This is a genomic window from Marinilactibacillus sp. 15R (assembly GCF_001895285.1).
GTDB classification, from domain to species: domain Bacteria; phylum Bacillota; class Bacilli; order Lactobacillales; family Carnobacteriaceae_A; genus Marinilactibacillus; species Marinilactibacillus piezotolerans.
Genome location: NZ_CP017761.1, coordinates 191,210 through 217,235, shown reverse-complemented (window position 1 = coordinate 217,235; position 26,026 = coordinate 191,210). Strand labels below are relative to the sequence as shown.

At 37.1% G+C, this 26,026-nt stretch carries 23 protein-coding genes and 1 pseudogene; 18 read left to right on the top strand and 6 right to left on the bottom strand.

The window, feature by feature from the left end; translation table 11 throughout:
• Positions 1–131: 131 nt before the first annotated feature.
• Complete coding sequence (locus BKP56_RS00955) at positions 132–1,016, bottom strand: Cof-type HAD-IIB family hydrolase (protein ID WP_072693320.1); 885 nt, start codon at positions 1,014–1,016, stop codon at positions 132–134.
• A gap of 171 nt (positions 1,017–1,187) precedes the next feature.
• On the opposite strand from BKP56_RS00955, the gene BKP56_RS00950 reads away from it, so the two are divergent.
• The 7 genes from BKP56_RS00950 (at position 1,188) to BKP56_RS00920 (ending at position 9,216) form a co-directional block, all read left to right on the top strand.
• Complete coding sequence (locus BKP56_RS00950; protein ID WP_257786585.1) at positions 1,188–1,871, top strand: uracil-DNA glycosylase; 684 nt, start codon at positions 1,188–1,190, stop codon at positions 1,869–1,871.
• 75 nt (positions 1,872–1,946) lie between these two features.
• On the top strand, positions 1,947–2,927 hold the full coding sequence (pta, locus tag BKP56_RS00945; protein ID WP_072693318.1) for a phosphate acetyltransferase: 981 nt from the start codon (positions 1,947–1,949) through the stop codon (positions 2,925–2,927).
• Positions 2,928–3,149: 222 nt separating this feature from the next.
• Entirely contained in the window at positions 3,150–4,670 is a 1,521-nt protein-coding gene (glpK, locus tag BKP56_RS00940; protein WP_072693317.1) for a glycerol kinase GlpK, read from the top strand.
• A complete protein-coding gene (locus BKP56_RS00935; RefSeq protein WP_232226912.1) occupies positions 4,594–6,360 on the top strand; it encodes an FAD-dependent oxidoreductase in 1,767 nt (588 codons plus the stop codon). Before glpK ends, BKP56_RS00935 begins: the two co-directional genes overlap by 77 nt.
• A gap of 182 nt (positions 6,361–6,542) precedes the next feature.
• A complete protein-coding gene (locus BKP56_RS00930; protein ID WP_072693316.1) occupies positions 6,543–7,265 on the top strand; it encodes an MIP/aquaporin family protein in 723 nt (240 codons plus the stop codon).
• 174 nt (positions 7,266–7,439) lie between these two features.
• Positions 7,440–8,684, top strand: coding sequence for a dicarboxylate/amino acid:cation symporter (locus BKP56_RS00925; RefSeq protein WP_072693315.1), 1,245 nt, complete (start codon positions 7,440–7,442; stop codon positions 8,682–8,684).
• A 115-nt stretch (positions 8,685–8,799) separates the two neighbouring features.
• Complete coding sequence (locus tag BKP56_RS00920) at positions 8,800–9,216, top strand: acyl-CoA thioesterase (RefSeq protein WP_232226911.1); 417 nt, start codon at positions 8,800–8,802, stop codon at positions 9,214–9,216.
• 58 nt (positions 9,217–9,274) lie between these two features.
• Here BKP56_RS00920 and dhaM read toward each other — a convergent pair whose 3' ends face one another.
• From dhaM to dhaK, 3 genes are read right to left on the bottom strand one after another with little or no spacing between them, the layout of a single operon-like run.
• Positions 9,275–9,652 carry a dihydroxyacetone kinase phosphoryl donor subunit DhaM gene (gene dhaM, locus BKP56_RS00915; RefSeq protein WP_072693314.1) on the bottom strand — a complete coding sequence of 126 codons (378 nt, stop codon included), beginning with the start codon at positions 9,650–9,652 and terminating at the stop codon, positions 9,275–9,277.
• Entirely contained in the window at positions 9,645–10,232 is a 588-nt protein-coding gene (dhaL, locus tag BKP56_RS00910) for a dihydroxyacetone kinase subunit DhaL (protein WP_072693313.1), read from the bottom strand. The genes dhaM and dhaL overlap by 8 nt, the downstream gene beginning before the upstream one ends.
• A 25-nt stretch (positions 10,233–10,257) precedes the next feature.
• A complete protein-coding gene (gene dhaK, locus BKP56_RS00905) occupies positions 10,258–11,250 on the bottom strand; it encodes a dihydroxyacetone kinase subunit DhaK (RefSeq protein ID WP_072695885.1) in 993 nt (330 codons plus the stop codon).
• Positions 11,251–11,437: 187 nt separating this feature from the next.
• Between dhaK and BKP56_RS00900 the strand changes: the two genes are divergently transcribed.
• The 6 genes from BKP56_RS00900 to BKP56_RS00875 all read left to right on the top strand — a co-directional run bounded on the left by BKP56_RS00900 (position 11,438) and on the right by BKP56_RS00875 (position 17,986).
• Entirely contained in the window at positions 11,438–12,136 is a 699-nt protein-coding gene (locus tag BKP56_RS00900; protein WP_072693312.1) for an NAD(P)H-dependent oxidoreductase, read from the top strand.
• Between the two features lie 13 nt (positions 12,137–12,149).
• A complete protein-coding gene (locus BKP56_RS00895) occupies positions 12,150–12,332 on the top strand; it encodes a hypothetical protein (RefSeq protein ID WP_072693311.1) in 183 nt (60 codons plus the stop codon).
• 129 nt (positions 12,333–12,461) lie between these two features.
• Positions 12,462–14,174: a DUF2207 domain-containing protein gene (locus BKP56_RS00890; RefSeq protein ID WP_083540426.1), complete on the top strand. Its 1,713-nt coding sequence runs from the start codon at positions 12,462–12,464 to the stop codon at positions 14,172–14,174.
• Between the two features lie 172 nt (positions 14,175–14,346).
• A complete protein-coding gene (locus tag BKP56_RS00885) occupies positions 14,347–16,278 on the top strand; it encodes a fructose-1,6-bisphosphatase (RefSeq protein WP_072693310.1) in 1,932 nt (643 codons plus the stop codon).
• Between the two features lie 106 nt (positions 16,279–16,384).
• The gene (locus BKP56_RS00880) at positions 16,385–17,026 is read left to right on the top strand and encodes a bifunctional 2-keto-4-hydroxyglutarate aldolase/2-keto-3-deoxy-6-phosphogluconate aldolase (protein WP_072693309.1); all 642 of its coding nucleotides are present in this window, start codon (positions 16,385–16,387) and stop codon (positions 17,024–17,026) included.
• 12 nt (positions 17,027–17,038) lie between these two features.
• Positions 17,039–17,986 carry a sugar kinase gene (locus tag BKP56_RS00875; RefSeq protein ID WP_072693308.1) on the top strand — a complete coding sequence of 316 codons (948 nt, stop codon included), beginning with the start codon at positions 17,039–17,041 and terminating at the stop codon, positions 17,984–17,986.
• Positions 17,987–18,131: 145 nt separating this feature from the next.
• Here the strand turns inward: BKP56_RS00875 and BKP56_RS00870 are convergent.
• Positions 18,132–19,481 (bottom strand): annotated as a pseudogene (locus BKP56_RS00870) (PTS transporter subunit EIIC); the annotation flags it as partial.
• Positions 19,482–19,740: 259 nt separating this feature from the next.
• On the opposite strand from BKP56_RS00870, the gene BKP56_RS00865 reads away from it, so the two are divergent.
• Positions 19,741–20,940 (top strand): enolase C-terminal domain-like protein, encoded by a 1,200-nt coding sequence (locus tag BKP56_RS00865; RefSeq protein WP_072693307.1) that lies wholly within the window; start codon positions 19,741–19,743, stop codon positions 20,938–20,940.
• A 2-nt stretch (positions 20,941–20,942) separates the two neighbouring features.
• Here the strand turns inward: BKP56_RS00865 and BKP56_RS00860 are convergent, their stop codons facing one another.
• On the bottom strand, positions 20,943–21,656 hold the full coding sequence (locus BKP56_RS00860) for a GntR family transcriptional regulator (protein WP_072693306.1): 714 nt from the start codon (positions 21,654–21,656) through the stop codon (positions 20,943–20,945).
• A gap of 231 nt (positions 21,657–21,887) precedes the next feature.
• On the opposite strand from BKP56_RS00860, the gene BKP56_RS00855 reads away from it, so the two are divergent.
• From BKP56_RS00855 to BKP56_RS00840, 4 genes are read left to right on the top strand one after another with little or no spacing between them, the layout of a single operon-like run.
• Entirely contained in the window at positions 21,888–22,928 is a 1,041-nt protein-coding gene (locus BKP56_RS00855) for an NAD(P)/FAD-dependent oxidoreductase (RefSeq protein WP_072693305.1), read from the top strand.
• A gap of 29 nt (positions 22,929–22,957) precedes the next feature.
• On the top strand, positions 22,958–24,019 hold the full coding sequence (locus tag BKP56_RS00850) for a FecCD family ABC transporter permease (RefSeq protein ID WP_072693304.1): 1,062 nt from the start codon (positions 22,958–22,960) through the stop codon (positions 24,017–24,019).
• A complete protein-coding gene (locus BKP56_RS00845; RefSeq protein WP_072693303.1) occupies positions 24,016–25,038 on the top strand; it encodes a FecCD family ABC transporter permease in 1,023 nt (340 codons plus the stop codon). Before BKP56_RS00850 ends, BKP56_RS00845 begins: the two co-directional genes overlap by 4 nt.
• A 35-nt stretch (positions 25,039–25,073) precedes the next feature.
• Complete coding sequence (locus tag BKP56_RS00840; protein WP_232226910.1) at positions 25,074–26,024, top strand: ABC transporter substrate-binding protein; 951 nt, start codon at positions 25,074–25,076, stop codon at positions 26,022–26,024.
• Positions 26,025–26,026: the final 2 nt, after the last annotated feature.

Genomic DNA, 26,026 nt, shown 5'->3' with positions numbered 1-26,026 from the left:
ATTCATTTAATTTTATCACAAGTAAAAAAAAAAGAAACTATATGCAAAAGAAACATAATTATTTCCAGTAAAAAACGAATAGAAAATAAAAAGAGCAATAAATACTTTATATGTATTTATTGCTCTTTTTATTAGTCTTTGTAGATTTTTCCGTTTAGTACTCTGGAAATAGCCTCAGCTACGCCATTTTGAGAATTGCTGGAAGTGGAGTAACTCGCGGCTTCTTTTGCTTCGGGGACTGCATTAGCTACAGCGGTTCCATATTTAGCCCACGTTAGCATAGATAAATCATTGATATTATCTCCGATTGTCATAACTTCTTCTGCTTTGATCCCTAGTTTTTTGGCATATTGAGCAATGGCAATACCTTTCTGAGCAGATTCATGATTGATTTCGATATTCTTTTTACTAGAAGCGGTAATGGCTAATTTAGGAACTTCGTTTGCTAATTGTTCTTTTAAAGGCTTTAATATTGCTGGCCCTTCTTCCGAATGAGCAGATACTTTTAATATGACGATGTGATTATCTTCCACAACAGAATCAAGGCTATTTACAAATTTGACGTTCATTTCTTCAACATGAGCAGCAGCACTTTCCATAGCGTCTTCAAAAGTTAAATCTGGATTTAAATCTGCTAACATAGAAGCTACAGTTTTTAAACGTTCTTCTCGATTACTGGAATAGATTCCATCAGATGTCATTAGTTCCTCGTGGACATCAGAATACTGAGAAATAATTGATCTAATTTTTTTCACGACATTTTTTTCTAAGCCTTTATTATATAGATTTTTACCCTCTTTATCGAAAAGTTGTGCCCCGTTAAGAGTGATGATTGGGCACTCAACGTTGTGGTCTTGCAAAGGATGGATAGCTAGCGGATAATCTCTCCCGGTAGCAATTAAAAAATGAATTCCATTTGCTTGAGCTCGTTTGATAGCTTGAGCATTTGATAGTGAAACATCGATATGGTTATTTAGTAAGGTGCCGTCCATATCTGAAGCGATTAGTTTGATCATAGTATAATTCCTCCAATATTAGATTCACTTATAAGTCTAACAGATTGGTGTAAAAAATAAACTGTTTTACAGTGTATACTTAGAAAAGATAGAGACAAATTTGTTACAATCAATTCAAGAAGACCATAGAAAATTATGAAAATACCATAAAAGGAGTGTTGGATTGTGCCAATACCAGTAGAAAATGATTGGAAACCAATTCTGAAAAAAATAGAAGAAACTGAATCCTATAAGCAGCTTAGAGAATTTTTGGTTAAAGAATATAACACGGAAACGATTTATCCCAAAAAAGAAAATATCTGGCAAGCATTCGAATGGACGCCCTATAATGAAGTTAAGGCAGTTATTCTAGGACAAGATCCTTATCATGGAATTAATCAAGCACACGGATTAGCCTTTTCAGTCAAACCCGAAGTAAAACTGCCACCTTCTCTAAAAAATATATACAAAGAATTACAAGATGATTTAAATATAACTCCAGTTGAACATGGTTATTTAAAAAGTTGGGCTAAGCAAGGCGTATTAATGCTGAATACGATATTGACTGTTAGAGCAGGGCAAGCTCATTCACATAAAAATGTGGGTTGGGAATTATTGACAGATGAAGTGATTAAAGCTCTAAATGAAAGAGAAAAACCGATTGTCTTTATTCTGTGGGGAACACCGGCACAGAAAAAACGAGCCATGATTGATGAAGCTAAACACAAGGTTATTACTTCGGTCCATCCTAGTCCATTAGCTGCTTATAGGGGCTTCTTTGGATCTAAACCCTTTTCAAAAACGAATGAATTTCTGAGACAAAGTAATCAAGAACCAATCGACTGGAAACTGCCGGTAGATCCAATGAAAGAATAGGACTTTTTCTGTGAAAATTCACTAATAAGTGTTATGATATATTAGTGAAAACAAATCATTGGAGGGAATTAAGCAGTGGAATTATTTGAAAGTTTAAAACAGAAGATTCATGGAAAAGAGTTGAGAGTCGTTTTTCCGGAAGCAACTGATGAACGCATTTTAGGAGCAGCAGTCCGTTTGCAGTCGGAAAAGATTTTAAACCCTATTCTTTTAGGAAATAAAGATGAAGTGACGAAAGCAGCAAAAGATCATGGATTCGATTTAGGTACTATTGAGATTGTTGACCCTGCAACTTATGATAAGTATGATGAAATGGTGGCTGCTTTTGTTGAACGCCGTAAAGGTAAAGCAACCCAAGAACAAGCTCAAGAACAATTGAGAGATGTTAATTATTTCGGAACAATGCTAGTCTATATGGATCTTGCAGATGGTCTAGTATCTGGAGCAATTCATTCAACAGGAGAAACTGTTCGTCCAGCATTGCAAATTATCAAAACTCGTCCAGGTGTAAGCCGTACTTCAGGAGCATTTATCATGTTACGTGGTAGAGAACAAGAGAAATACTTGTTTGCTGACTGTGCAATTAACCCGAATCCAGATGAAAAAGTTCTTGCAGAGATTGCAGTTGAAAGTGCTCGTACAGCGAAGATGTTTGACATTGATCCTAAAGTAGCGATGTTAAGCTTTTCTTCAAAAGGATCAGCTAAAGCACCAGAAGTTGAAAAGGTTCAAAAAGCAACTAAACTTGCACAAGAAATGGCTCCTGAATTTGAAATTGATGGAGAATTACAATTTGATTCTGCCTTCGTTCCAGCAGTAGCACAACAAAAAGCACCTGGTTCAAATGTTGCCGGAGAAGCAACAGTATTCGTATTCCCAGAGCTGCAATCTGGAAATATCGGTTATAAAATGGCACAGCGTTTAGGTGGATTTGAGGCAGTTGGACCAATCTTACAAGGATTGAACAAACCAGTGTCTGATTTATCACGTGGATGTGTAGAAGAAGATGTATATAAGACGGCAATTATTACAGCCAACCAGTCAATTATGGGTTAAATTAAATATAACTAAATAAATAACTTCCGGTTCTCCCGTTTTACCTTGATCAGGTAAGATGGGAGAACTTTTTTGTTTGAAAAAGACTACTATTATAAATTTTAGTGAAAACATTCACTTGTACAGAATAAGACATATGGTTAGATAGTTTATACTATGTATGTTATAATTGGGACTGTTGGTAAGCCTTTTCAGATCATTTTCATAAAGGAGAGTGCACAAATGGCGAAGTATATTTTGTCAATAGATCAAGGAACCACAAGCACACGAGCAATTATTTTTAATGAAGAAGGAGAACCAAAGTGGAGTTCTCAGAAAGATATTGAACAGTACTTCCCGGAACCTGGTTGGGTGGAGCACGATGCTAATGAAATCTGGCTTAAAACCTTACAAGTTATTGCAAGTGTCATGATTGAATCAGGGTTGGAACCTGAAGACCTTGATAGTATCGGAATCACGAATCAGCGTGAAACAACAGTAATCTGGGATAAGGAAACAGGTACACCTATCTATCACGCAGTTGTATGGCAATCTACACAAACTTCAGACATTGCTGATCAATTGAAAGCAGATGGACATAAAGATAATATTCATAAAAAAACTGGATTGATCATTGATTCATACTTTTCAGCTACAAAGATTAAGTGGATTTTTGATAAAGTTGAAGGTTCAAAAGAAAGAGCTGAAAATGGGGAGTTGCTTTTTGGAACAATCGATACGTGGCTATTATGGAAATTAACTGGTGGAAAAGTTCATGCTACTGATTATTCTAATGCGAGTCGTACAATGCTTTATAATATTTATGATTTAGAATGGGATAAAGACATATTAGAACTATTAGATATTCCTGAAAAAATGTTGCCGGAAGTTTTACCTTCTTCTGGTATTTTTGGTGAAACAATGGATGCCGTTTTCCATGGAGTAAGCGTGCCGATAGCGGGTATTGCAGGAGATCAGCAAGCAGCGTTATTCGGACAAACAGCTTTTGATAAAGGTATGGTAAAAAACACTTACGGCACAGGTTCATTTATCATTATGAACACTGGAAAAGAACCAATTCAATCTAAAAATGGTTTATTGACCACGTTGGCATATGGACTAAATGGTGAAGTCTATTATGCATTGGAAGGTTCCATTTTCGTAGCGGGTTCAGCTTTACAATGGTTAAGAGATGGAATGGATATGTTCAGAGAATCGCCAGAGTCTGAAGATCTTGCTTTAAAAGTAGATACTACAGATGGTGTATATGTTGTTCCGGCATTCACAGGATTGGGTGCGCCGTATTGGGACCAGGATGCTAGAGGTTCTGTATTCGGTTTGACTAGAGGAACGACCAAAAGTCATTTTGTTCGGGCTACACTTGAGTCTTTAGCTTATCGAACAAGAGATGTTGTTGATGCAATGAATCAAGACGCCGGTTTGAAAACTGAAACCATGCGAGTAGATGGCGGAGCAAGCATGAATGACTTTCTAATGCAGTTCCAGGCAGATATTTCAGATGTGAAAATTGAACGCTCCAAGGTTATGGAAACCACAGCCCTAGGTGCTGCCTATTTGGCTGGACTAGCTACCGGATTTTTCAACGATCAAGAAGAAATTAAAGCTAAATGGGAAAAAGCAAGCTCATTTGAACCGAAAATGGGTGCAGAAAAAAGAGAAGATTTATATGCTGGATGGCAAGCAGCAGTTAAATCTACTCAGACATTTAAATTTAAACCAAAAAAAATCAATCAAGAATATTAACCTATACAAAGAAAGGGCTGAGTGCAGTATGACTTTTTCGGCTCAAACGCGAAAAAAGAATATTGATGAATTAAAAAACAAAAAACTAGATCTATTGATTATCGGCGGCGGTATTACCGGAGCAGGAATTGCATTACAAGCCGGTGCCAGAGATATTAAAGCCGGTATGATCGAAATGCAGGATTTCGCAGCCGGAACCTCTAGTCGCTCAACAAAACTAGTTCACGGAGGATTGAGATATTTAAAACAGTTTGATGTTGAACTTGTTGCTGATGTTGCTCAGGAGCGAGCAGTTATCGGAAAAAATGTTCCTCATGTTGTACAACCTAGTTATATGCTTATGCCGGTATATGATGAACCTGGAGCGTCATTTAATAAATTTTCAGCAGAAGTAGTACTACATTTATATGATTATCTGGCAAAAGTAGATAATGAATGGGCACACTATATGATCGATAAAGACAAAGTAGAAGCAGAAGAACCTGATTTAAGAACGGAAGGATTATTGGGTGGCGGATTTTATCTTGACTATACAAATGATGATTCTAGGCTCACAACTGAAATTATCAAAAAAGCTCACGAGTTAGGCACTTTGATTACTAACTATGTAAAAGCTGTTGACTTTATCTATAATGATGAAGATAAAATTATTGGTGTCAAAGCTGAAGACACATTGACAGGGCAATTATTCGAAATTCATGCTTCTGTTGTTGTAAATGCAACTGGTCCGTGGTCAGATACTGTCCGTAAACAATTAAAAGGAAATACAAAGAAAAAATTATTTCCAACAAAGGGCGTCCACTTTGTAGTTGATCATAGTAAAATTCCAATTGATCGTACCATCTATACAGATACTGGTATGGATGATAATCGAATGATCTTTTTCATTCCTAGAAGTGGAAAAACATATTTTGGGACAACAGATACGCCTTTTGAAGGGGAATATGATGATCCGAATATTACTCAAGACGATATAGATTATCTGTTAAAAGCGGCGAATTATCGTTTTCCTAATACACATATTACTTTGGATGATATTGAAGCAAGCTGGGCCGGACTTAGACCGTTGATCCAAGACGAGGATAACTCCGATCCATCAGGAATTTCTCGTGGTCATGATGTGTTTGTCTCTGAAGGCGGACTAGTTAGTGTTGCCGGTGGAAAACTGACAGATTACAGAAGAATGGCAAATGATACATTTGAAATGATTGATGAAGAACTAGCACAATTTGATAAATTTTTTGATCAGGTGGATACAGCTGATATCCGTTTATCAGGAGGGGACATTCCTGAGCACCAGACATTCAGCGAATACGCTGATGAACAGACTGAAAAAGGAATGGCTATCGGACTTAAAGAAGATGAAGCTAGAGCCCTGGTTAACTGGTATGGTACAAATGTAGAAACAGTTTATAGCTTGAAAGATAAAATAACGGATAGTGAGCTGCCTTTAAAAGATGCCTTACAATTAGAGTATGCCATTGAGTTTGAAATGACATTGCTTCCGGAAGACTTTCTGGCTCGCCGCACAGAAACTTTATTGTTTGACACACCTCGTATAGAAAAATTAAAAATACCGTTAGTTGAACATTTTGCCAAACGTTTCAACTGGACAGATCAAGAGAAGCAAAAATGGTCAGATCAGGTCGATAAAAAAGTAGCTGAAACTACATTAAGTCAGTTTAGATAGAATATATATAAGACTAGAGAGGAAAGACGGGTACTTCCTTTTCTATCTTATTGTTATTCTAGGCATTTTTACAATAATATTCTAAAATCAATTCTTTAAACCATGAATCTATATGAGGAAACTTCTACAGCAAGGAATACTCAGGATACTAGTAAAAAAATAGTAAGAGAGGGGAAAGGTAATTGGATACAACTTTATGGCAACAATTAATTGGAGAATTTTTTGGAACAATGATCCTTGTACTTTTAGGAGATGGAGTTGTAGCAGCAAATGTATTAAAGAAAACAAAGTCTGCTGATACAGGGTGGCTGCTGATTACGATTGGCTGGGGACTAGGAGTAACTATGGCTGTTTACGCGGTAGGTTGGTTATCTCCAGCTCACATTAATCCAGCTGTGACTTTAGGAATGGCGATTGCTGGAGAGATTGCATGGGCATCGGTAATTCCTTACATGATTGCACAAGTAGCAGGGGGGATAGTAGGAGCTACACTAGTATGGTTACACTATATGCCTCACTTTGCTGCGACAGATGATCAAGAAGCAATACTTGCCGTATTCTCTACGGGACCAGCTATTCGTCACAGTATATGGAACTTAGTTTCAGAAACTATTGCGACCACAGTATTAGTATATGGACTGCTGGCTTTTACACAAGGAGAGTTTACAGAAGGACTGAATCCGGTAGTTGTTGGGCTATTGATTGTTGCTATTGGTATTTCCTTAGGTGGAACAACTGGATATGCGATCAATCCTGCTCGTGACTTAGGTCCTCGTATTGCACACCAGATATTGCCGATTGCGAACAAAGGAACGTCTGACTGGGGTTATGCGTGGATTCCGATAGTCGGTCCATTTTTAGGTGCAATTGTGGGATCGTTACTATTTATGTTAATTAGCAGTTGAACTTAAGAATATAAACCGATCAAGGGCAATGAACCGTCTTCATTAAGGTTCATTGCTCTTTTTTATAGGAATAATCGAATTATAATAAATAAATAATGTATTTGAATATAATGTGTTATAAAATGGTGAGCATATAATTTGAACTATAAAAATCTAATACATGGAGTGAGGAATATGGGAAAAAAGAAAGTGAACTTAGGGTTAGTTCCTAAGCTGCTTCTAGCAATTATACTAGGTGTTATTGTGGGACAATTATCATTTATCCCCACAACTTTATTAAGAATACCTGTGACGTTTTCTAATTTATTCAGTAGTTTGTTATCATTTATCATACCTTTAATGATCATAGGTTTTATTGTAAAAGGAATTTCTGACTTGACGGAAGGGGCTGGGAAATTATTAGGCGCAGCAACTGTTATTTCTTATGCTTCCACTATTATAGGAGGGATTGTAGCCTATTTTGTTGCTTCAACGGTTTTTCCATTATTTATCACTTCCCAAATTAACACAGATGTACAAGAGGCAAGTGCTGAATTAACAACGTTATTTGAAATCCCTCTAGAGCCGATGTTAGATGTGACAGCCGCGATTGCTTTTTCTTTTATCATGGGTATGAGTATCTCTTGGCTTAGAGCAAAGCACAAAAGTGATGCCCTATACAATGTTTTTAATGAATTTAACCTGATTATTGTGAAAGTGCTGAATACTGCAATTATTCCCTTGCTTCCTTTTTTTATATTTGGCAATTTTGTCAGCTTGAGTTATACAGGTCAAGTGTTTGATATTTTATCTGTATTCTGGAGAGTTTTCTTAATCATTATCGCGCTTCATCTAATATTGATTGTTTTATGGTTTACCTTTGCAGGTTTATATCGGAAGAAGAACCCGATTCAACTAATCAAAAACCAGATTCCAGGATATTTTACAGCAATTGGAACTCAATCATCTGCTGCGACAATTCCAATTAATATAGAATGTGCACAGAAAAATGGGGTTTCAAGAAAAATCCGGGAGTTTGTGATTCCACTTTGTGCAACCATCCATTTATTGGGTAGCATGGTAACGATCATCTCATGTGTATATGCAGTACTATATCTATATGATATGCCAGTAAACTTTGGGATGATGGCAAGTTTTATTGGCACATTAGGTATTGCGATGGTTGCTGCTCCTGGTGCTCCTGGTGGGGCAATTATGTCTGCATTACCGTTCTTGACGATTGTAGGAATTGATCCGACAGGTACTTTAGGGAATTTACTGATAACGTTATATCTTACACAAGACAGTTTTGGAACTGCTGCAAATGTATCCTGTGACAATGCTATTACTCTAGTAGTAGAGAAAATATACTTTAAATATATTGCAAAAGAAGAAGCGTCTGAATCCTTCGGAAGAGTTCAAGAGATTACGGTTGAGTAAGTGAGTAAAGCTGAGCTAAATTGTATTGAAGTTTTTGAGTAGAGCTATGAAGTGTACGAATAAGCACTCTTTTATGCTAAACTATACTAGAATAGTATTGAAGGAGTCGAAAGTTTTGAAAAATTGGCAGCATAAAGTACAGTATTATGAAACAGATCAGATGGGAATCGTTCATCATTCCAATTCCATTCGCTGGTTTGAAGAAGCTAGAACATGGATGATGGATGAGATGCAGTTCGGATACGAAAAAATGGAAGCTTTAAACATTCTGGTTCCTGTTCTGGAAGCTTCTGCAAAATATATCAGTATGGTGAAGTTCGGAGAAACAGTAGAAATCACTACTCACATTAGCCAGTTTACAGGAGTGAAAATGGTGATAGAGTATGAGATAAGAGATGTAGAAACAGGAGAACTCAGAACGACGGGGCAGACAAAACATGCCTTTTTAGATAAAGAATCCTATAGACCCATTTCGTTAAAAAGAAACCATAAAGAGATTTATGATTTATTTAATGAAGTAATGAAAAAGTAAGTAAGCTATAAAAAAACAGCCACCCAGTTTAATGGGTGGCTGTTTTACATGGAATGAATTACTCTTTGATTTTTAGTTCATCCAGTTGGGTTATGATAGCTTCTTCACCAACATCTGCTTGGATAAGTGAAGCTGCTGTATACGCACTTTCGATAAAGGCTGTATCAAACAGTCTGACTTCTTTGTCTGAAGATTCCATGGCCATCTCAAGATTCATCTTGGCACTGCCAAGATCGTAAAATGCCCAAACTTTGTCTTCCTCAAATGAATCCATCGCTTCTTGGATACGTGCATAGTCTGTTCCAACTTCGCCATCCTCTGTTCCGCCGATTGCTTTGATGGTTACATCTTGTGCAACTTGATCCAACAAAGTTGATAATCCATTTGCAATATCATTGACATGAGAAACGACCAACATTCCAATTTCTTTACCCATTTACAGCACCTGCTTCCAGTAGACTTTTGAATAGATAAGCACTTGATTGAGCGCCGGGATCAATATGACCAATTGAACGATCACCTAGATAAGAGGCACGACCTTTGGTTGCTTTCATATCTTTTGTTTTTTCCAGACTATCTTCTACAACTTCATCTGTTAACTTATTTTCTTTCAAAGCTGCTACAACGGGAATCCACTCGTCTACCATTGTTTTTTCGCCAGCTTCAGCTTTACCGCGTTTTTGAATCCCCTCTAATCCAGCTTCTAACAAAGCTGCTAAATCATCTGATTCTTTTGCCTGCTTAGCCATTGAAATAAAGGCTGAACCATACAGAGGACCAGAAGCTCCGCCAACTTTACTGACCAAGGTCATTCCTACATCTTTGAAGAAGTCAGAAAGATTATCATACTCTGATTCAGAAACTTTCTCTTTTACTGCAGCAGCACCACGTGTAAGATTGCTTCCATGGTCACCATCACCAATATCAGAGTCTAATTGATTTAAGTGTTCTTTATTTTCTGTAACTTTTTCACCATATAATTCGATCCATTTTTTTAAACTTTCTATTTCAACCATTTAAGTCTTCCTTTCTGTTATTTAATTACCAGCCAATTACATCTACTGGTGCATTCAGATATTCAATCCATTTAGGGTCTTCTACTTTCAGTAAAGTAACAGAAACACCGGCCATATCAATCGAAGTCATATAGTCTCCGACTTTTCTGAACGAAAGCTCAAGTCCTTCTTGTTCTGAGAGTAGTTTTTTTACATCATTCATAAATAAAAACTGTTCCATTAGTGGCGTTGCGCCCATGCCGTTGACTAACACTGCATAAGAATCACCAGCAGACCAGTTGCATTCTTTTTTCAGTTGGTTAACGAGTTCAGCAGCTAAGTCTTTTGAAGGCTGTAACTTTTCTCTTCGATATCCAGGTTCACCGTGAATCCCGATACCGAATTCGATTTCATCTGCGGCCAATTCAAATCCAGGTTTACCGACTTCTGGGTTCGTTGCTGGTTTTAAAGCTAATCCAATTGAAGCAAGGTTAGCGACAACTTTATCAGCTAATTCTTTAAGCTCTTTCAAGGAATACCCTTCTTCAGCAGCAGCACCAAGTATTTTATGCACTAACACTGTTCCAGCTACACCACGTTTACCAGCAGTAAACGTGCTATCTTCTACAGCAATATCATCGTCAACTACGACTGATTCAACTTCAATATCTTCTAGCTCAGCTAAGTCTTTAGCCATGTCAAAGTTCAATACATCACCTGTATAATTCTTGATGACTAAGAAAACTCCTTCACCTTCATCGGCAGCTTTGATTCCTTCTAGAACTTGGTCAGGAGTTGGAGAGGTAAAGACTTGTCCTGCCACGGCAGAAGACAACATACCTTTTCCTACGAATCCAGCATGTGCTGGTTCATGTCCGCTACCGCCTCCGCTAACTAGTCCAACTTTTCCTTTTTTCTCATGTTTCCGATGGATCACTTTTGTTTCTGGAATCCGTTCTACAATTGAATCATAGGCAAAAGCCATTCCATCTAGCATTTCATCTACTATCTGGTCTGGGTTATTCATGATTTTTTTCATTGTCATTTGTACATCCTCCTTATTCATGATTACTTTCATTGTAATTCATTTTTAGTGTTAATTCTAATGATAAGGTATTATAAAAAAGAATTTGTTATACTAATAAATGAAAATGAGAATAATATTTATCTTATTATATACAAATCTAATTTTTTTATTATTTAAAATACTAGAAAGGAGCATTTAATTGAAGACTCTCGTTATTATTTCTCACCCGAATATAAATGAATCAAGTAGTCAGCAGTTCTTGATTCAATCTTTTCCACAGTCAGAGAAGATTACTATGCATCACTTAGAAGGCACTTATCCTGATGGACAGATTGATGTAAAAAGAGAGCAGGCGCTGTTGAAAGAGTATGATCGTATCCTTTTTCAATTTCCGTTTTATTGGTATTCTTCTCCACCTTTACTCAAACATTGGTTTGATGAAGTGCTTGAAGAGCATTTTGCATTTGGATATCGAGGGAATAAACTACATGGAAAAGAATTTGGACTGATATTAGTAGTCGGTGTAGGAGAAAAAGAGTATCAGACTGGCGGTCAGGAAGGGTTCAGCATTAGTGAACTGACCAAACCTTACCAAGCAATTGCTAAAAAAATCGGAATGCAGTATTTAAAACCTCTGACGATCTTTCAATTTCCGTATATGAAAGAAGCGCAGAAAATGCAGTTGCTGATCAAATACCAGCAGTGGGTCATGATGGAAAAACCAGATTCTTTAAAAGCTAGAGAAGTATGGATAGTTAATCAACTGGAAGAAACCAGTCACGATACACTTGATGCAGATGAAAGTTCTTTTATATTAGATCAAGCAATTGAAATCATCGAAGATAATCGTATAGAACTAGATGAATTAAGAATGCATATCGATAACAACGATCAATAGAAGGTGGAATCGCATGGAAGACCAACAATGGTTAATCACTCAACTTGAAGAACTTTTTAAAAAAAGTCACGACTATAAACAAAAAGCATTGCTTCAAGCAACTATCAATCTCATCATAGAACAGGAAGAAAGAAAGGAACAGTTACAAGGAGAATTAGATGGTAGATTGTGGAATCCTGGAAATTGGGGAAGCTGAATTTTCGGTTTAAATAAACGAAATATAAAGAATGAAGTTAATTTAATCAGAAAATTCAGACTTTAGACCGTATTTTATCCCATACTCTTTTGTTATGATGAATTCATAAGATAAAGAAAGGAAAAAGAGATGAAAAAAATAGTTAGCTGTTTAATGCTTTTGATGGGGATAGGTTGGATTGTTGGAGGACAAACGGTCTATGCAGAGGATAATTCGATGTCATTGATTGAATATGATGTCAAATTATTAGAAAATGGAACTGGTATTATAACAGAACATAGAAAAATGAATATGACTGAAGGAACAGAGCTATACATTGAGATGAATAATTTACAAGGTTCAGAAGTGACTGATTTTTCTGTACAAGGATTTTCTTACAATCCTGACTGGAACTTAAATGACAGCCGTGAGGAAAAAGCTGGCGAATATGGAGTTTTAGAGTCAGATGAGGGAGTAGAATTAGTCTGGGGTATCGGTGAATATGGTGAAAGAGAATATGAACTAACTTACACGATTACTAATATGGTCCGTCAATTGGAAGATGGACAAGCTTTGAACTGGAACTTCAATACTTATGGTGAAATTGCTCCAGAAGCCATGTCGCTGACAATTAATGGTCCCTTTGCTTTTAACCAGGAAAATGTGGATATATGGGGATTCGGATATGAAGGAGTTGTGGAGTTAGAGAATGGGAGATTAACTTCTGCAGCTCAAGCACAGCTAGAACCGGATGGACGCTTAGTAATTTTAATGCAGTTTTCTGGTTCACCATTTAATACAACTGTACAAGACGATCAAACTTTACAAGAGCAACTTGCTGAATCACAAGATGGTGCAACTTATAATGGAGACGGAAAATTAAGTGGTTGGCTTCTGTCCTTGATTTTAGGAATTGTCATAGGAATTCCATCGCTTTTGGGAATCGTATTTTGGAGAATAGAAGTACGGAAAAAAGAAGCTGGTAAGATGCGTTCAGGTTATGCACTAAAAAAACGGAATAAAGGACAAACTTACGGGGATATCCCTTATACTGATGGAGATATATTTGATGTATCATATTTGCTTCAGCAGATTCAGCATGGAACATTTGAAGATTATTTCTTTGCCTATCTTTTAAAATGGTCAAAAGAAGAACGAATCAAGATCCATACCAAAGAAACGGATGGCTGGCTTGATAAAGAAGATACAGTGATAGAACTGCTGCAAAGACAAAACTACTCATTCAATAAGTTTGATAATGAGGCTATGACCTTTGAAGAGAAGGTCTGGAGCATTCTTGAAGAGGTAGCTGACTTGAGTGGGAAAGTATCGGAAAAAGATATGAAAAAATGGTCTAAAAAGCATGCAAAAGAATTAAGTGAATTAGCAACGAGTATGAAAGACGAATCCAAAGATATATTAGAAGCAAAAGGATATATCAGACAAGAAGCAACCACTTATCTGGGAATGAAGCTGCCATTTATTTCAGCTACGCGTGAAGGGGAGCGTTTGTTTGACCGAGTCGCTCAGTTTGAGAATCATTTAAATGATTTGGAATTAGACGAATCATTGTCTTACAAACAAACTTTACCGTGGGAAGAATTCATTATCTGGGCAACTTTATATGGAAAAGGATCAGATGTGGTAGAAAGCTTAGAAAAATTTTACCCGGAACAATGGAATGACTGGGTCGTTCAATATCCTTATTTTTACGGAGGCTATCATGGGTTGTACGGTTTCTCTCATAGTATGTCTTCCGGAATGGAAAGTGGTGGCTACAATGCAGCTACTGGTGCTGGAGGTTCAACATCCATTGGTGGTGGAGGCGGCGCTATCGGAGGCGGTGGCGGTGGAGCACGATAAGAAAAAATATGAATAACAATAGAAAAACAGATCATACACGGATATAAAATTTGTAAAGAATATAGATAAAAAGAAGTTTTAATTCAACATAAAATGTGTTGAGTTGAAGCTTCTTTTTTTTAAGTGGTATAATAGAAAAGTATAAAAACGAAGGTGGGGACTGAAGTGAATTATGAATGAGAATAAATACTTGGAATTACTTAAAGAAAAATTTGAGACGCCAGAAGCAATCTATACAGAGCTGATTAATCTTGAAGCGATACAGAATCTTCCTAAGGGAACAGAACTGTATTTATCTGATGTTCATGGTGCGGATAGGGCATTTGATCATATTCTAAGAACAGGAGCAGGAAATTTACGAGAAAAAATCAACAACTTTTTTGGTGAGGAATGGTCCACGGAAGAAATGGATTGGTTCAATCTCTTCATCAGTTATCCTACTGAGGCAATGAAAAATAGTTACCACTCCCAACCAAAAGATAAAGAGTGGTCTATGCAGATGATCAGGAACCTGATTGACTTCATGCAATTCTGTGCAGTTAAATACACACGATCTAAATTGAGAAAAGCGTTGCCCAAAGAATATATTTATGTGATTGAAGAATTATTGTATACAGACCTTTCACAAAATGAAAAAGATTTATATTATAAAAACATTTTGCACCGTCTAATCAGTTTGGGACAAGCTGAAGAATTCATGATCAAACTTTGTCAGGTAATCCAACGCTTAGTCATTGATCATTTACATCTTGTTGGAGACATATTTGATCGTGCAAGCGGAGAGAAAGTTGTAATGGAAAAATTGATGGCCCATCATTCTGTTGATATCCAATGGGGGAATCATGACTTACTATGGATGGGGGCGATGTATGGTTCTAAAGCGAATCTAATTACAATGCTGCGAATTGCAGCAAGATATGGCTATTTATTTGAACTGGAAAAGACATATGGATTAAATTTACGACCACTATTTTTATTTGCGGAAGAGCGATATGGTATTCATCCGAATTTTGAACCGAAAGTTGTAGAACCAACGAATACCTTTCAGGAAGAAAGTGAAGAGCTGCTGACTAAAGTCCATCAAGCTTTAGCAGTTATCCAGTTTAAGTTAGAAGGTCAGATTATTAAGCGACGACCTGATTTTGATATGGATGAGCGTTTACTTTTAGATAAAATTAATTTTGATGAAGAAACTATAGAAATCGATAACAAGCAATTTCAATTAAATGGTTTTCCCGTACAGCAATTTTACAAAGAGGATCCATATAAACTCTGTCCGGAAGAAGAACATGTTGTAAATACACTGCTGGAAAGTTTTCAACAATCTGAAAAATTAGTGCGATATATTGACTTTCTATTAAAAAAAGGCAGTATGTATTTAGTTTACAACGGGCAATTACTTTATCATGGATGTATACCATTAACAGAACAGGGAGAATTAGACTCTTTCAGTTTTGAAGGCGAACAGCTAAAAGGCAGAAAAATGCTTGATAAATTTGAAGAATATATTAGAAATGCTGCTTCATCCAAGCAGGAAACAGAAGATTATGCTACAGATCTTCTATGGTATTCCTGGACTGGGAAAAAGTCTCCTCTTTTTGGCAGAGATCGTATGACGACGTTTGAAAGATATTACATTGAAGACGATGAAATTTCTCAAGAAAATCGGAACCCATACTTTAAGCTAAGAGACAATGAAGAGATTATGCTGAATATTTTGAAAGAGTTTGATTTGGAATATGAGGATGCAAAAGTTATCAATGGACATACTCCAGTTAAAGCCAAAAAAGGAGAATTACCCGTTAAAGCTAATGGTCGTTTGATTGTTATCGATGGAGGAATGAGTGCTGCTTACCAGAAGTCTACAGGAATAGCAGGTTATTCTTTAATCAATAATTCATATGGATTCCAGATCGTAACTCATCAACCATTTGAATCCATTGATGCATTATTTGAAAAACAAAGAGATGAAACAAGCTTAAAGCAGATTATTGATGGAAAATTAGATAGAAAACTGATTAAAGATACAACGATTGGAGAGAGTCTGCAAGAACAGATTGATGATTTACAAGCTTTGCTTCATTATTTAAAAAGGAAGAAATGAAATTGGACTGTTTTTTAGGTAGTTTAATAGCCCAATTTTTATTGAGTCACGTTAACTAGTAAGGTATACTGTAATTTGAGAAAACGCTAACTATTAGGAGGCAATCATGACTAAGAAACAAACGATTTTGTCAGGTTTGAAAGAAAATTATTTATTCGCCGTAATCAGAGGGAACTCTGCTTCAGAAGCAACAGAGATATCGGAAGCTGTTTACAAGGGTGGAATAAAAAATATCGAAGTAACTTTTACAACACCGCAAGCGGATGAATCGATCAAAGAACTTTCTAGAAAGTATGCTGATACTGATATGGTAGTAGGCGCAGGAACAGTAATGGATGATGTAACAGCTCGAATTGCGATTATTGCAGGAGCTGAATTTATCGTAAGTCCAAATTTTATTCCTGAAATTTCTAAAGTTTGTAATACCTATGCAGTACCTTATCTTCCAGGATGTGGCACAGTTACAGAAATCACCAGTGCAATGGCAACCGGTGTGGAAGTGGTTAAAGTATTCCCGGGAGGAATTTTAGGGCCGTCCTTCATCAAAAATGTTCACGGACCAATTCCGCATGTTGAAATGATGCCTTCAGGTGGCGTAAGTTTAGAAAATATGCAAGAATGGGTTGATAATGGTGCATGGGCTGTGGGAATCGGGAGTGCACTGACTAAAAACCTGGCCGCTGATGGACTGAATAGTGTGACGGAAATCTCTAAACAATTTGTAGATAAATATAAAGAGTTACATTAAGGAGGTGGGATAATGACAGATGTACTATTATTGGGAGAACCGATGGGGTTATTCTCAGCGACAGAATATGGATCATTGAAAGAGGCAGTGACATTCAATAAATCCGTCGCAGGTGCAGAAATCAATGTTGGAATAGGTCTTTCTAGATTAGGTCATCAAGTAGAGTACATAACAAAGCTTGGTAAAGATCCAATCGGAGAATTTATTTTTGAAGCACTGCAAAAGGAGTCTATAGGTACAAATTATGTGTCTTTTGATAAAGATTATAATACGGGGCTTATGTTGAAGAACAAAGTGAAAGATGATGATCCAGATACGGCCTACTATAGAAAATCTAGTGCATTTTCCACACTTTCTAAAAAGGATGTAGAAAACATTGACTTTGATAATGTAAAAGTATTGCATGTAACGGGGATCCCACCTGCTTTAAGTCATTCAGTAAGAGAAGCGGTTGAATATCTGATGCAGAAAGCAAAATCTGCTGGAACTTTTATTACGTTCGATCCTAATCTAAGACCTGCTTTATGGAAATCGACACAGGAAATGCTGGAAGTTTTAAATGCTCTAGCAAAATATGCGGATGTTGTATTACCAGGAATATCAGAAGGAGAAACTTTAGTCGGTTCATCTGATGTCGAAGCTATTGCACAATTTTATATAAGAAACGGTGCTAATGTGGTGATAACGAAAAGCGGAAGCCAAGGAGCTTATGTAACAGAAAAAGGTAAAGAGACAATCAATATCCAAGGATTTAAAGTTGAAAAAGTTATCGATACAGTTGGTGCAGGAGATGGCTTTGCGGTAGGGATTTTACATGCCTATCTTGAAGGATTAAACTGGAAAGAAGCAGCGGCGTGTGCCAACGCTATTGGTTCCTTACAAGTTCAGCATGCTGGAGATAATGAAGGCTTGCCTACAAAAGAAGAACTGGATCAGTATTTGAAACATAATAATAGATAAAAAAAGGGTTCTTAGCTACCTGACTCGGTCATGGTAATTAAGAGCCTTTTTTTAAGGATGAAAAAGCATGCACCTTCATCCTCTCAAATGAAGGTGCACGCTTCAGGCATTTAAACGGCTATTATTTTGCTTTATTTGTCTCAGTTTCATTAGGCACAAGCATGTACGTAATGATAAATGCAGTAGCGAATGCAATGATAATTCCTAAGATAATAAAGATAAAGTATTCACCAACATAAGCTGGCAAACTGAAAACACTTGATAGGATGTATCCATAGATTCTTACTCCAAAGAAACTAATGAATGCAGATGCAACTGAACTTCCGACAGTTGCTGCGATAAATGCTTTAGCATTTTTAGTTAAAACCCCAAATAATGCCGGTTCTGTTATTCCTAAGAAACCGGAAACAACTGCAGAGATTGCAATGCTTTTCTCTTCTTTGGTGTTTACTTTCAAATACATTGCTGCTGTAGCACCAGTGATTGAAATGTTTGCCATGAACATCATCGGCATCAACATATCATATCCCTGATTTGCGAAGTTCTGCAGGGCAATTGGTGTCATAGCATGGTGTAAACCAGTAAAGACAGCGATTGGTCGAATACCACCAACAATGATACCAGCTAGGATAGGAGAAACTCCGAATAACCATTCTACTCCGGCTGCTAACCAGTTACCTAGATAAATTCCTGCAGGTCCAATAACAACGAGTGTAAGAATACCTGCAATAAATAGTGAAAGCGTAGGTGTGAAAACCGTTCTCAATACTTCAGGAAGTACTTTATCAATGAAGCGGTGAATATGGCTCAATGCCCATACTGCAATAATGATCGGGATAACTGTTCCGGCATAACTAAATACTGGTACTGGTAAGAATCCAAACAAATTGAACTGATCAATAACGCCTTCTGCTACTGCGTCAGTCATAGCAGGTACTTGAAGACTTGCAGCAATTGCGATAGCAAGATACTGATTAGTCTTGAATATCCTAGCAGCGGAAGCCGCTACGAAGAATGGCAAGAAAGTAAATACACCTTTAGAGATCATATCGATTACGATATAAGTGTGTGATTCATTGCTTATAATATCTAATGCGCTTAATCCAGACATCAATCCCATGATCATACCTGCACCAGCAATAGCAGGTACGATGGGTCCGAAGACTCCAGATACAATATCCATAAATGTAGAAATAATACCTTTGCGTTCAGCTGGTTCATTTGATTCTGTTGAAGAATCCTCAGTATCCATACCAAGTATTGAAGCCACAGTTTCATAATATTCATTTACATTTGTTCCAATAACAATCTGTAACTGTTCGTTCTTATGATTTGTGCCAACAACGGCTTGTTCTTTCATTAAGGCTTCGTGATTGACTATATCATAATTCTTCAATTTGAATCTCAATCTAGTCATGCAATGCCAGACATTTTGAATATTGTCTGCTCCTCCTACGTTTTCAATGATGCGTTTCGCAACATCATGATGTTTCATAAACCTCTTCCTTTCCCCAATTAGATGTGTCCGTTTACAAATAAAATCATAACAAATATATTTCTGTTAGTAAACCAGTCCTAAAATAGATAATAACTACTCTTAATCCTTATAAATAAAGGTTTTAATACATATTTCAAGTTAATTGGACTGGTATTAAGGGGGTTAGTGAATGTTTATCAGTCCAAATTGACAGCGTTCTATTCTTCGTGTTCTAATACTAATAGAGTACAGATTAGATAGGAGAGGAAGTAGTGAATTGATCCCTACTATAATAACTAACATTAAAAGCTACGGCATAAAACCTGATAGACATAATTTGGTGGTCGTAAAAGTGGAGACGGACAAGGGCGTAGTTGGATATGGCTGTGCGACTTTCCAGTTTAGGCCCAAAGCAGTACAAACGATTGTAGATGAATATTTAAAACCGTTACTAGTTGGAAAAGATGCGAATGAAATCGAAGATCTATGGCAGTTGATGTATGTGAATGCTTATTGGCGTAATGGGCCAGTATTGAATAACGCGATTTCCGGAATAGATATGGCATTATGGGATATCAAGGGAAAACTAGCGGAAATGCCGCTGTATCAACTTTTAGGCGGGAAATCTAGAACGGCCATTCCTGCATATACTCATGCAGTAGCGGAGAATATGGAAGATCTGACTAAGCAGATCGATCAATATATGGATGAAGGGTATCGTTATATTCGCTGTCAGTTAGGGTTTTATGGTGGAACAGCTGAAAGTATAAAAGCGCCTGCTGATGCCTTAGAAGGCAGTTATTTTGATCAGCAGGAATACATGGATACTACGCTTAAAATGTTCAAAGAAATTGATAAAAAGTATGGACATTCTTTTCAGATGTTGCATGATGTCCATGAACGGTTACATCCTAACCAGGCTGTGCAGTTTGCCAAAAAGTCTGAGCCTTATAATTTATATTTTTTAGAGGATATTTTACCTCCGGACCAAACAGAGTGGCTGAGTCAAGTCAGAAGCCAGACAGCAACGCCAATTGCGATCGGAGAGTTATTTAACAATCCAATGGAGTGGAAATCAATCATTAAAAATCAGCAGCTGGATTATCTTCGTGTTCATATTTCTCAAATTGGAGGAATTACCCCGGCGATCAAACTGGCACACTTATGTGATGCGTTCGGTGTTCGCGTTGCATGGCATACACCATCAGATATTTCACCAATCGGATTAGCTGTAAATACTCATTTGAATATTCACCTGCATAATGCGGCAATTCAAGAAAATATTGATTTAAAAGACAATACGAAAGCTCTATTTAAGAATGCACCAACACCGGAAAAAGGATATTTCTATCCAATTGATCGTCCAGGTATCGGAGTAGGGTTTGATGAAGAGATGGCAGAAAAGTTTCCGGTTGTTTATCGTCCGCATGAATGGACGCAAAGTCGTTTACCGGATGGGACATTGTTTACACCATAAGTTTAAATATTCGTTCTTCGGGCTTGATGCCCTTTTTTATCAAATGGTGTAATATAAGTACAGGTATAATCAATAGCTGTCAATTCACTGTATTCATAGACTTTACCATTTTTCAGTAAACATCTGTTTTCAATCCGCATAGCGGGGGTGTTTCGCTTAGACATTAATAGTTCTGATTGTTTTTTTGTCAGCAGAGTTGGACTGTAGCTTGTAATATAATGAGAAATAGAATATTTCTTACTCAATACGTATTCCTGAATAGACTGTTCAATGATTTCTTCAGTCAAGTCCGGGAACATAGAAACTGGCATTTTAGAGCGCTCGATCTGTTCAATTTTATAATCAACAATCCTGACTCTCTCGAATGTCCAAATATCTTCTGAGTTATCTAATTGGAAAATCTGCTCCTCTTCTGGAGTAGATTTTTTCTTTTCTAGACTCAAAAACTTTGAGGTGATTCGTTCGTAAGGGGTACGAGTCAAAGTATTGAAAATCAATGGATTCATCTGAAACTGTTTTTTTACATACATTCCTGAACCTTGTACCGTCTCTATAATTCCAATTTCTTCCAATGTTTTAATGGATTCTTGTATGGTATATCTTGAAACTTGATAAGATTGGGCCATCGTTCGCTGATTAGGTAGTTTTCCGTCTTTAAATTGTTCCTGATAAATTTTACTCAATAAATCCTGAATCACAAATTCTCTTTTTTTCATTTTTTACTCCTTTTACAAACTATTTTTGATTAGTTTAAATAAATAACGCATATAGCACTTTAACAAATTATATAAGCTAAATGTATAAATTAAAAGAGAAAGTAAAAATGGTAGACCTTATTTTTAGCAGTTCCCTAGAACTTGACACTTATGATTGTGAATGATATAACTAGAGATGCAAGTGATAATCGTTCTCATTCAGATTTTTAGTGTAAGGGAGGGCTTACATAAATGTCGGTAAAAGATATAACTATTATTGGTGGCGGTCCTGCTGGATTGTATGCAGCATTCTATGCTGGTATGCGGGATCTGGACGTTAGGATTGTTGAAACACAGAAAACATTAGGTGGGAAAATTAATTTTTATCCAGAAAAGCTAGTCTGGGATGTTGGGGGTATTCCTGCAACAACAGGGGCTAATTTAATCGATCAAATGGTTGAACAGGGGCGTGCTTTTAATCCAGAAGTGATATTAGACCAGAAAATAAGTAGATTTGAAAAAACGGCTGATAGTTTGTTTGCAGCAGAAAGTGAATCTGGAAATCGATTCTTAAGTAAACGAATAATTGTTGCTACGGGAGGAGGAATATTTAATCCCAAAAAACTTCCCTTACAGTACGACGTTAAGTTTGAAGAAAAGAATCTGCATTATAATATATATCGGTTAAATGCCTTTAAAGGTAAAAAAATTGTAATTGTGGGCGGAGGTAATACAGCTGTTGACTGGGCGAACAACCTTGTAGAAATTGCTGATGAAGTTCATCTCGTCCATCGGAATGACAAGTTCAAAGCCCATGAATTTAATTATAGAAAATTAATAGAATCAGCTGTAACAGTACATACTCATTCGTTAGTAAGTGAAATTATTCCTGATCAGACAGGAAGTTTTATCACTTCTATTAAAATAAGAAATGATCAGACTGATGAAGATACTATTCTTGATTTAGACGAATTAGTTGTAAACATTGGATTTGATAATGATCTGAATTTTCATCATGACCCTGCCTTGAATTTTCAATTGAAAGATGATTATTACATTGAAGGATCTGCTAAAGCCCAGACAGCGGTTGAAGGTGTATACGCTATAGGAGATATTCTGGAGTTCGATGGAAAAGTTCGTTTGATTGCAGGAGCATATAACGATGCCGCTAATGCTGTAAATCAAATCAAGCAGTCACTAGACCCAAGTGCGGATGAAAAAGCAAAAGTCTCTTCCCATAATGAAGTATTTGATGAAAAGAATAAAGAAATGAAAGAACGTTACTATCTGTAGATTGTTCGTCGACTAGAGAAGGAATAATTATGGAACAGATCAGAAAACAAGAATTAAATAAAGAAGAAACTAAAAAAAGAATTCTTAAAAGATTTCATTCGCGTTCAGCTGCTGCCTTTTTTATGATAGGGGTCCTGGTATTATTTGGAACCATGACTTTTTCCATTTCATATGGAGCCGCGGATATAGATTGGTCGATTATCAGAGAAGCTATACTTCATTTCGATGATCAGAATACGGATCATCTGATTTTGTATGATTTGAGATTTCCGAGAGTTATAGCAGCTGCTTTAGTAGGGTCCTTTCTAGCAATTTCCGGCGTAATTATGCAAGGATTGACTCGTAATCCACTAGCTTCCCCATCTATTATGGGTGTGAGTTCAGGAGCGGGCTTTATGGTAGCGGTTGCTTTTGCGTTATTTCCACAAACGAGTCAGGGTGGATTAATTATATGGGCATTTTTGGGAGCAGGATTAGGAGCAGGACTAGTATTCTCAATTGGACTGGTTTCTAAAAGAGGTTTGACCCCAGTAAAATTAGCTTTAGGAGGAGCAGCTGTTAGCGCTCTACTGCAGTCGGCATCCACTATGCTGGCAATGTATTTTAATGTTACCCGAGATATTAGTTTCTGGTATGCCGGGGGAATAGCAGGCGTCTCTTTAGCAAGTGTTCGTTTAGCAGCTATTGTAGCAGTAGTTGGATTTGTTTTTTCAATTGGATTGTCTCGACCTTTGACTTTGATGAGTCTTGGAGATGAAGTTGCGAAAGGGTTAGGACAGAGGTTAGGAGTAATAAGAACGGTAGGCATCCTTGTTGTACTACTCCTTACAGGTACAGCTGTTTCGATTTCTGGAACAATTGGATTTATAGGGCTGGTAATACCGCATATTACTAAAAAGTTGATTGGAATGGATTATCGTTGGATTATACCATTTTCTGCTATCTTCGGTGCTTGGCTCTTAGTTACTGCAGACATTGTGGCGAGAGTAATCAATCCACCTTATGAAACTCCTGTAGGAGCACTCACTGCGCTAATCGGGGTACCGTTCTTTCTAATTCTAGCAAGAAGAGATGGGAGAGGCTGGAAATGAATTTTAAAAATACTCTAACTAAAAATTATAAAAGCTTCCTGTTCTTTCTAATTCTCCTGATTGTGGTAATTGGCCTTTTTAGTTTAGTTACCGGATATCTGTCAATCTCATTAAGTGATATTTGGGCAACGATGATTGGGAAAGGTACGAAAAGAAATCAACTTTTACTGATAGAATTTCGATTACCGAGGTTATTGGTTGCAGTACTTGCCGGTGCTAGCTTAGGAGTGGCTGGAACTCTCTTTCAAGGGATTACGCAAAATGAGCTTGCCGATCCGGGGATTATAGGAATCAACTCAGGAGCAGGCTTAGCAGTTGTAGTGTTTTTAACAATTCGTTCTAGTCAGATAAATTCGTCAAGTCTAATCAATGTAATCAGCTTGCCTTTTGCAGCATTTGCTGGGGGGCTTATTGCAGCCTTCAGTATTTATGTGATTGCATGGAAAAAAGGCATTACGCCTATTCGAATGGTATTAGTCGGAATAGGCGTAAATGCAGGATTTGGAGCGCTACTGACAATGTTCCAGCTCAGAATGGATGAAAGTGATTTTAATCAAGTAGCAATCTGGCTTTCAGGATCCATATGGAATGCACATTGGCCAGCCGTTTTTAGTTTATTACCATGGGTTATTTTCTTGATTCCAATCAGTATTTATAAATCTCGAATTCTGAATATATTACAGCTTGGAGATCAGATGGCAGTCGGATTAGGGGTGTCGATTGAACTAGAAAGAGTCAAGATGATTGCCATTGGGGTGGCACTAGCAGGAGCTAGTGTATCAGTTGCCGGCGGAATTTCTTTTTTAGGATTAGGGGCACCGCATATTGCAAGAAAATTAGTTGGGAATAAGCATGAACGATTACTGCCAGTTGCTGCTTGTATTGGTGCTTTGGTTTTGCTTATTTCTGATAGTATATCAAGAAACTTATTAGCACCATCAGAAGTTCCAGTTGGATTAGTTGTATCAGTCTTGGGAGCGCCATATTTCTTATACTTACTAGTCAATAGCGAAAGTTAAATTAAATATCTATAAAACAAATGGAGGAAAATAGAATGAAGAAAATTTTGTCAGGTAGTGTGTTGCTAGTATTGGGACTAACGTTATCCGCTTGCGGAAGTAATCAATCAGATTCTTCAGAAACATCATTAGAGGAAACAACAGAAAACTCGGCATCTAAAGTTATGACAGATAAACTGGGTAATGAAGTTGAAATTCCTGATAATCCTGAGAAAGTATTAGCTTCCTATTTAGAAGACTACCTAGTTGCGCTTGATGTTATTCCAGTTGCTCAGTGGTCAGTATACGACGGAGAAAGTATTCAGGAATACCTTCAGGATGAACTAGTGGGGGTGCCGTTGATTCCCCACGATTTACCTTATGAATCGGTATTAGAATATGAGCCAGATTTAATGATTGTACGTGATGCTATTGAACCAGATATGTATGACCAATATGCTCAGATTACTCCAACTTATGTACTTAATTCTAGCCCGACTGAATGGCGAGAAACTTTGACAGAAATTGGAGAAGTTTTGGGAAAAGAAGAAAAAGCGAAGTCAGTGTTGGATTCTTACGAGAAAAAAGCAGAAGAAAAGGCATCGGAACTGGCCAAAGTAGCAGACGGAGAGTCGGCTGCAGCCATATGGATGGTAAACAATAGTTTGTTTGTTGTCCATCCCAAACGTTCAAGTGGGGCAGTTTTATATGAAGATTTAGGACTTGCAGTCCCGGAAGTTGTTTCAGAACTCTCAAGTGATGCAGACTGGGCAGCTATTTCTTTAGAAGAATTAGCAAAAATGGATGTTGATCATTTGTTCTTTGTAAATAGTGATGGACCTAATGCGGAAATGTTCGAAGATCGCTTGTGGCAAAACATTCCTGCGGTACAAAATGAGCAGGTTTATGAGTTTGGACCAGAAACTTCTTGGTTATATTACGGTCCGATAGCTAGTGAACAAGTAATGGATGATGTAGTAGAAAGCATAACAAATAGTGTTCAGTAATA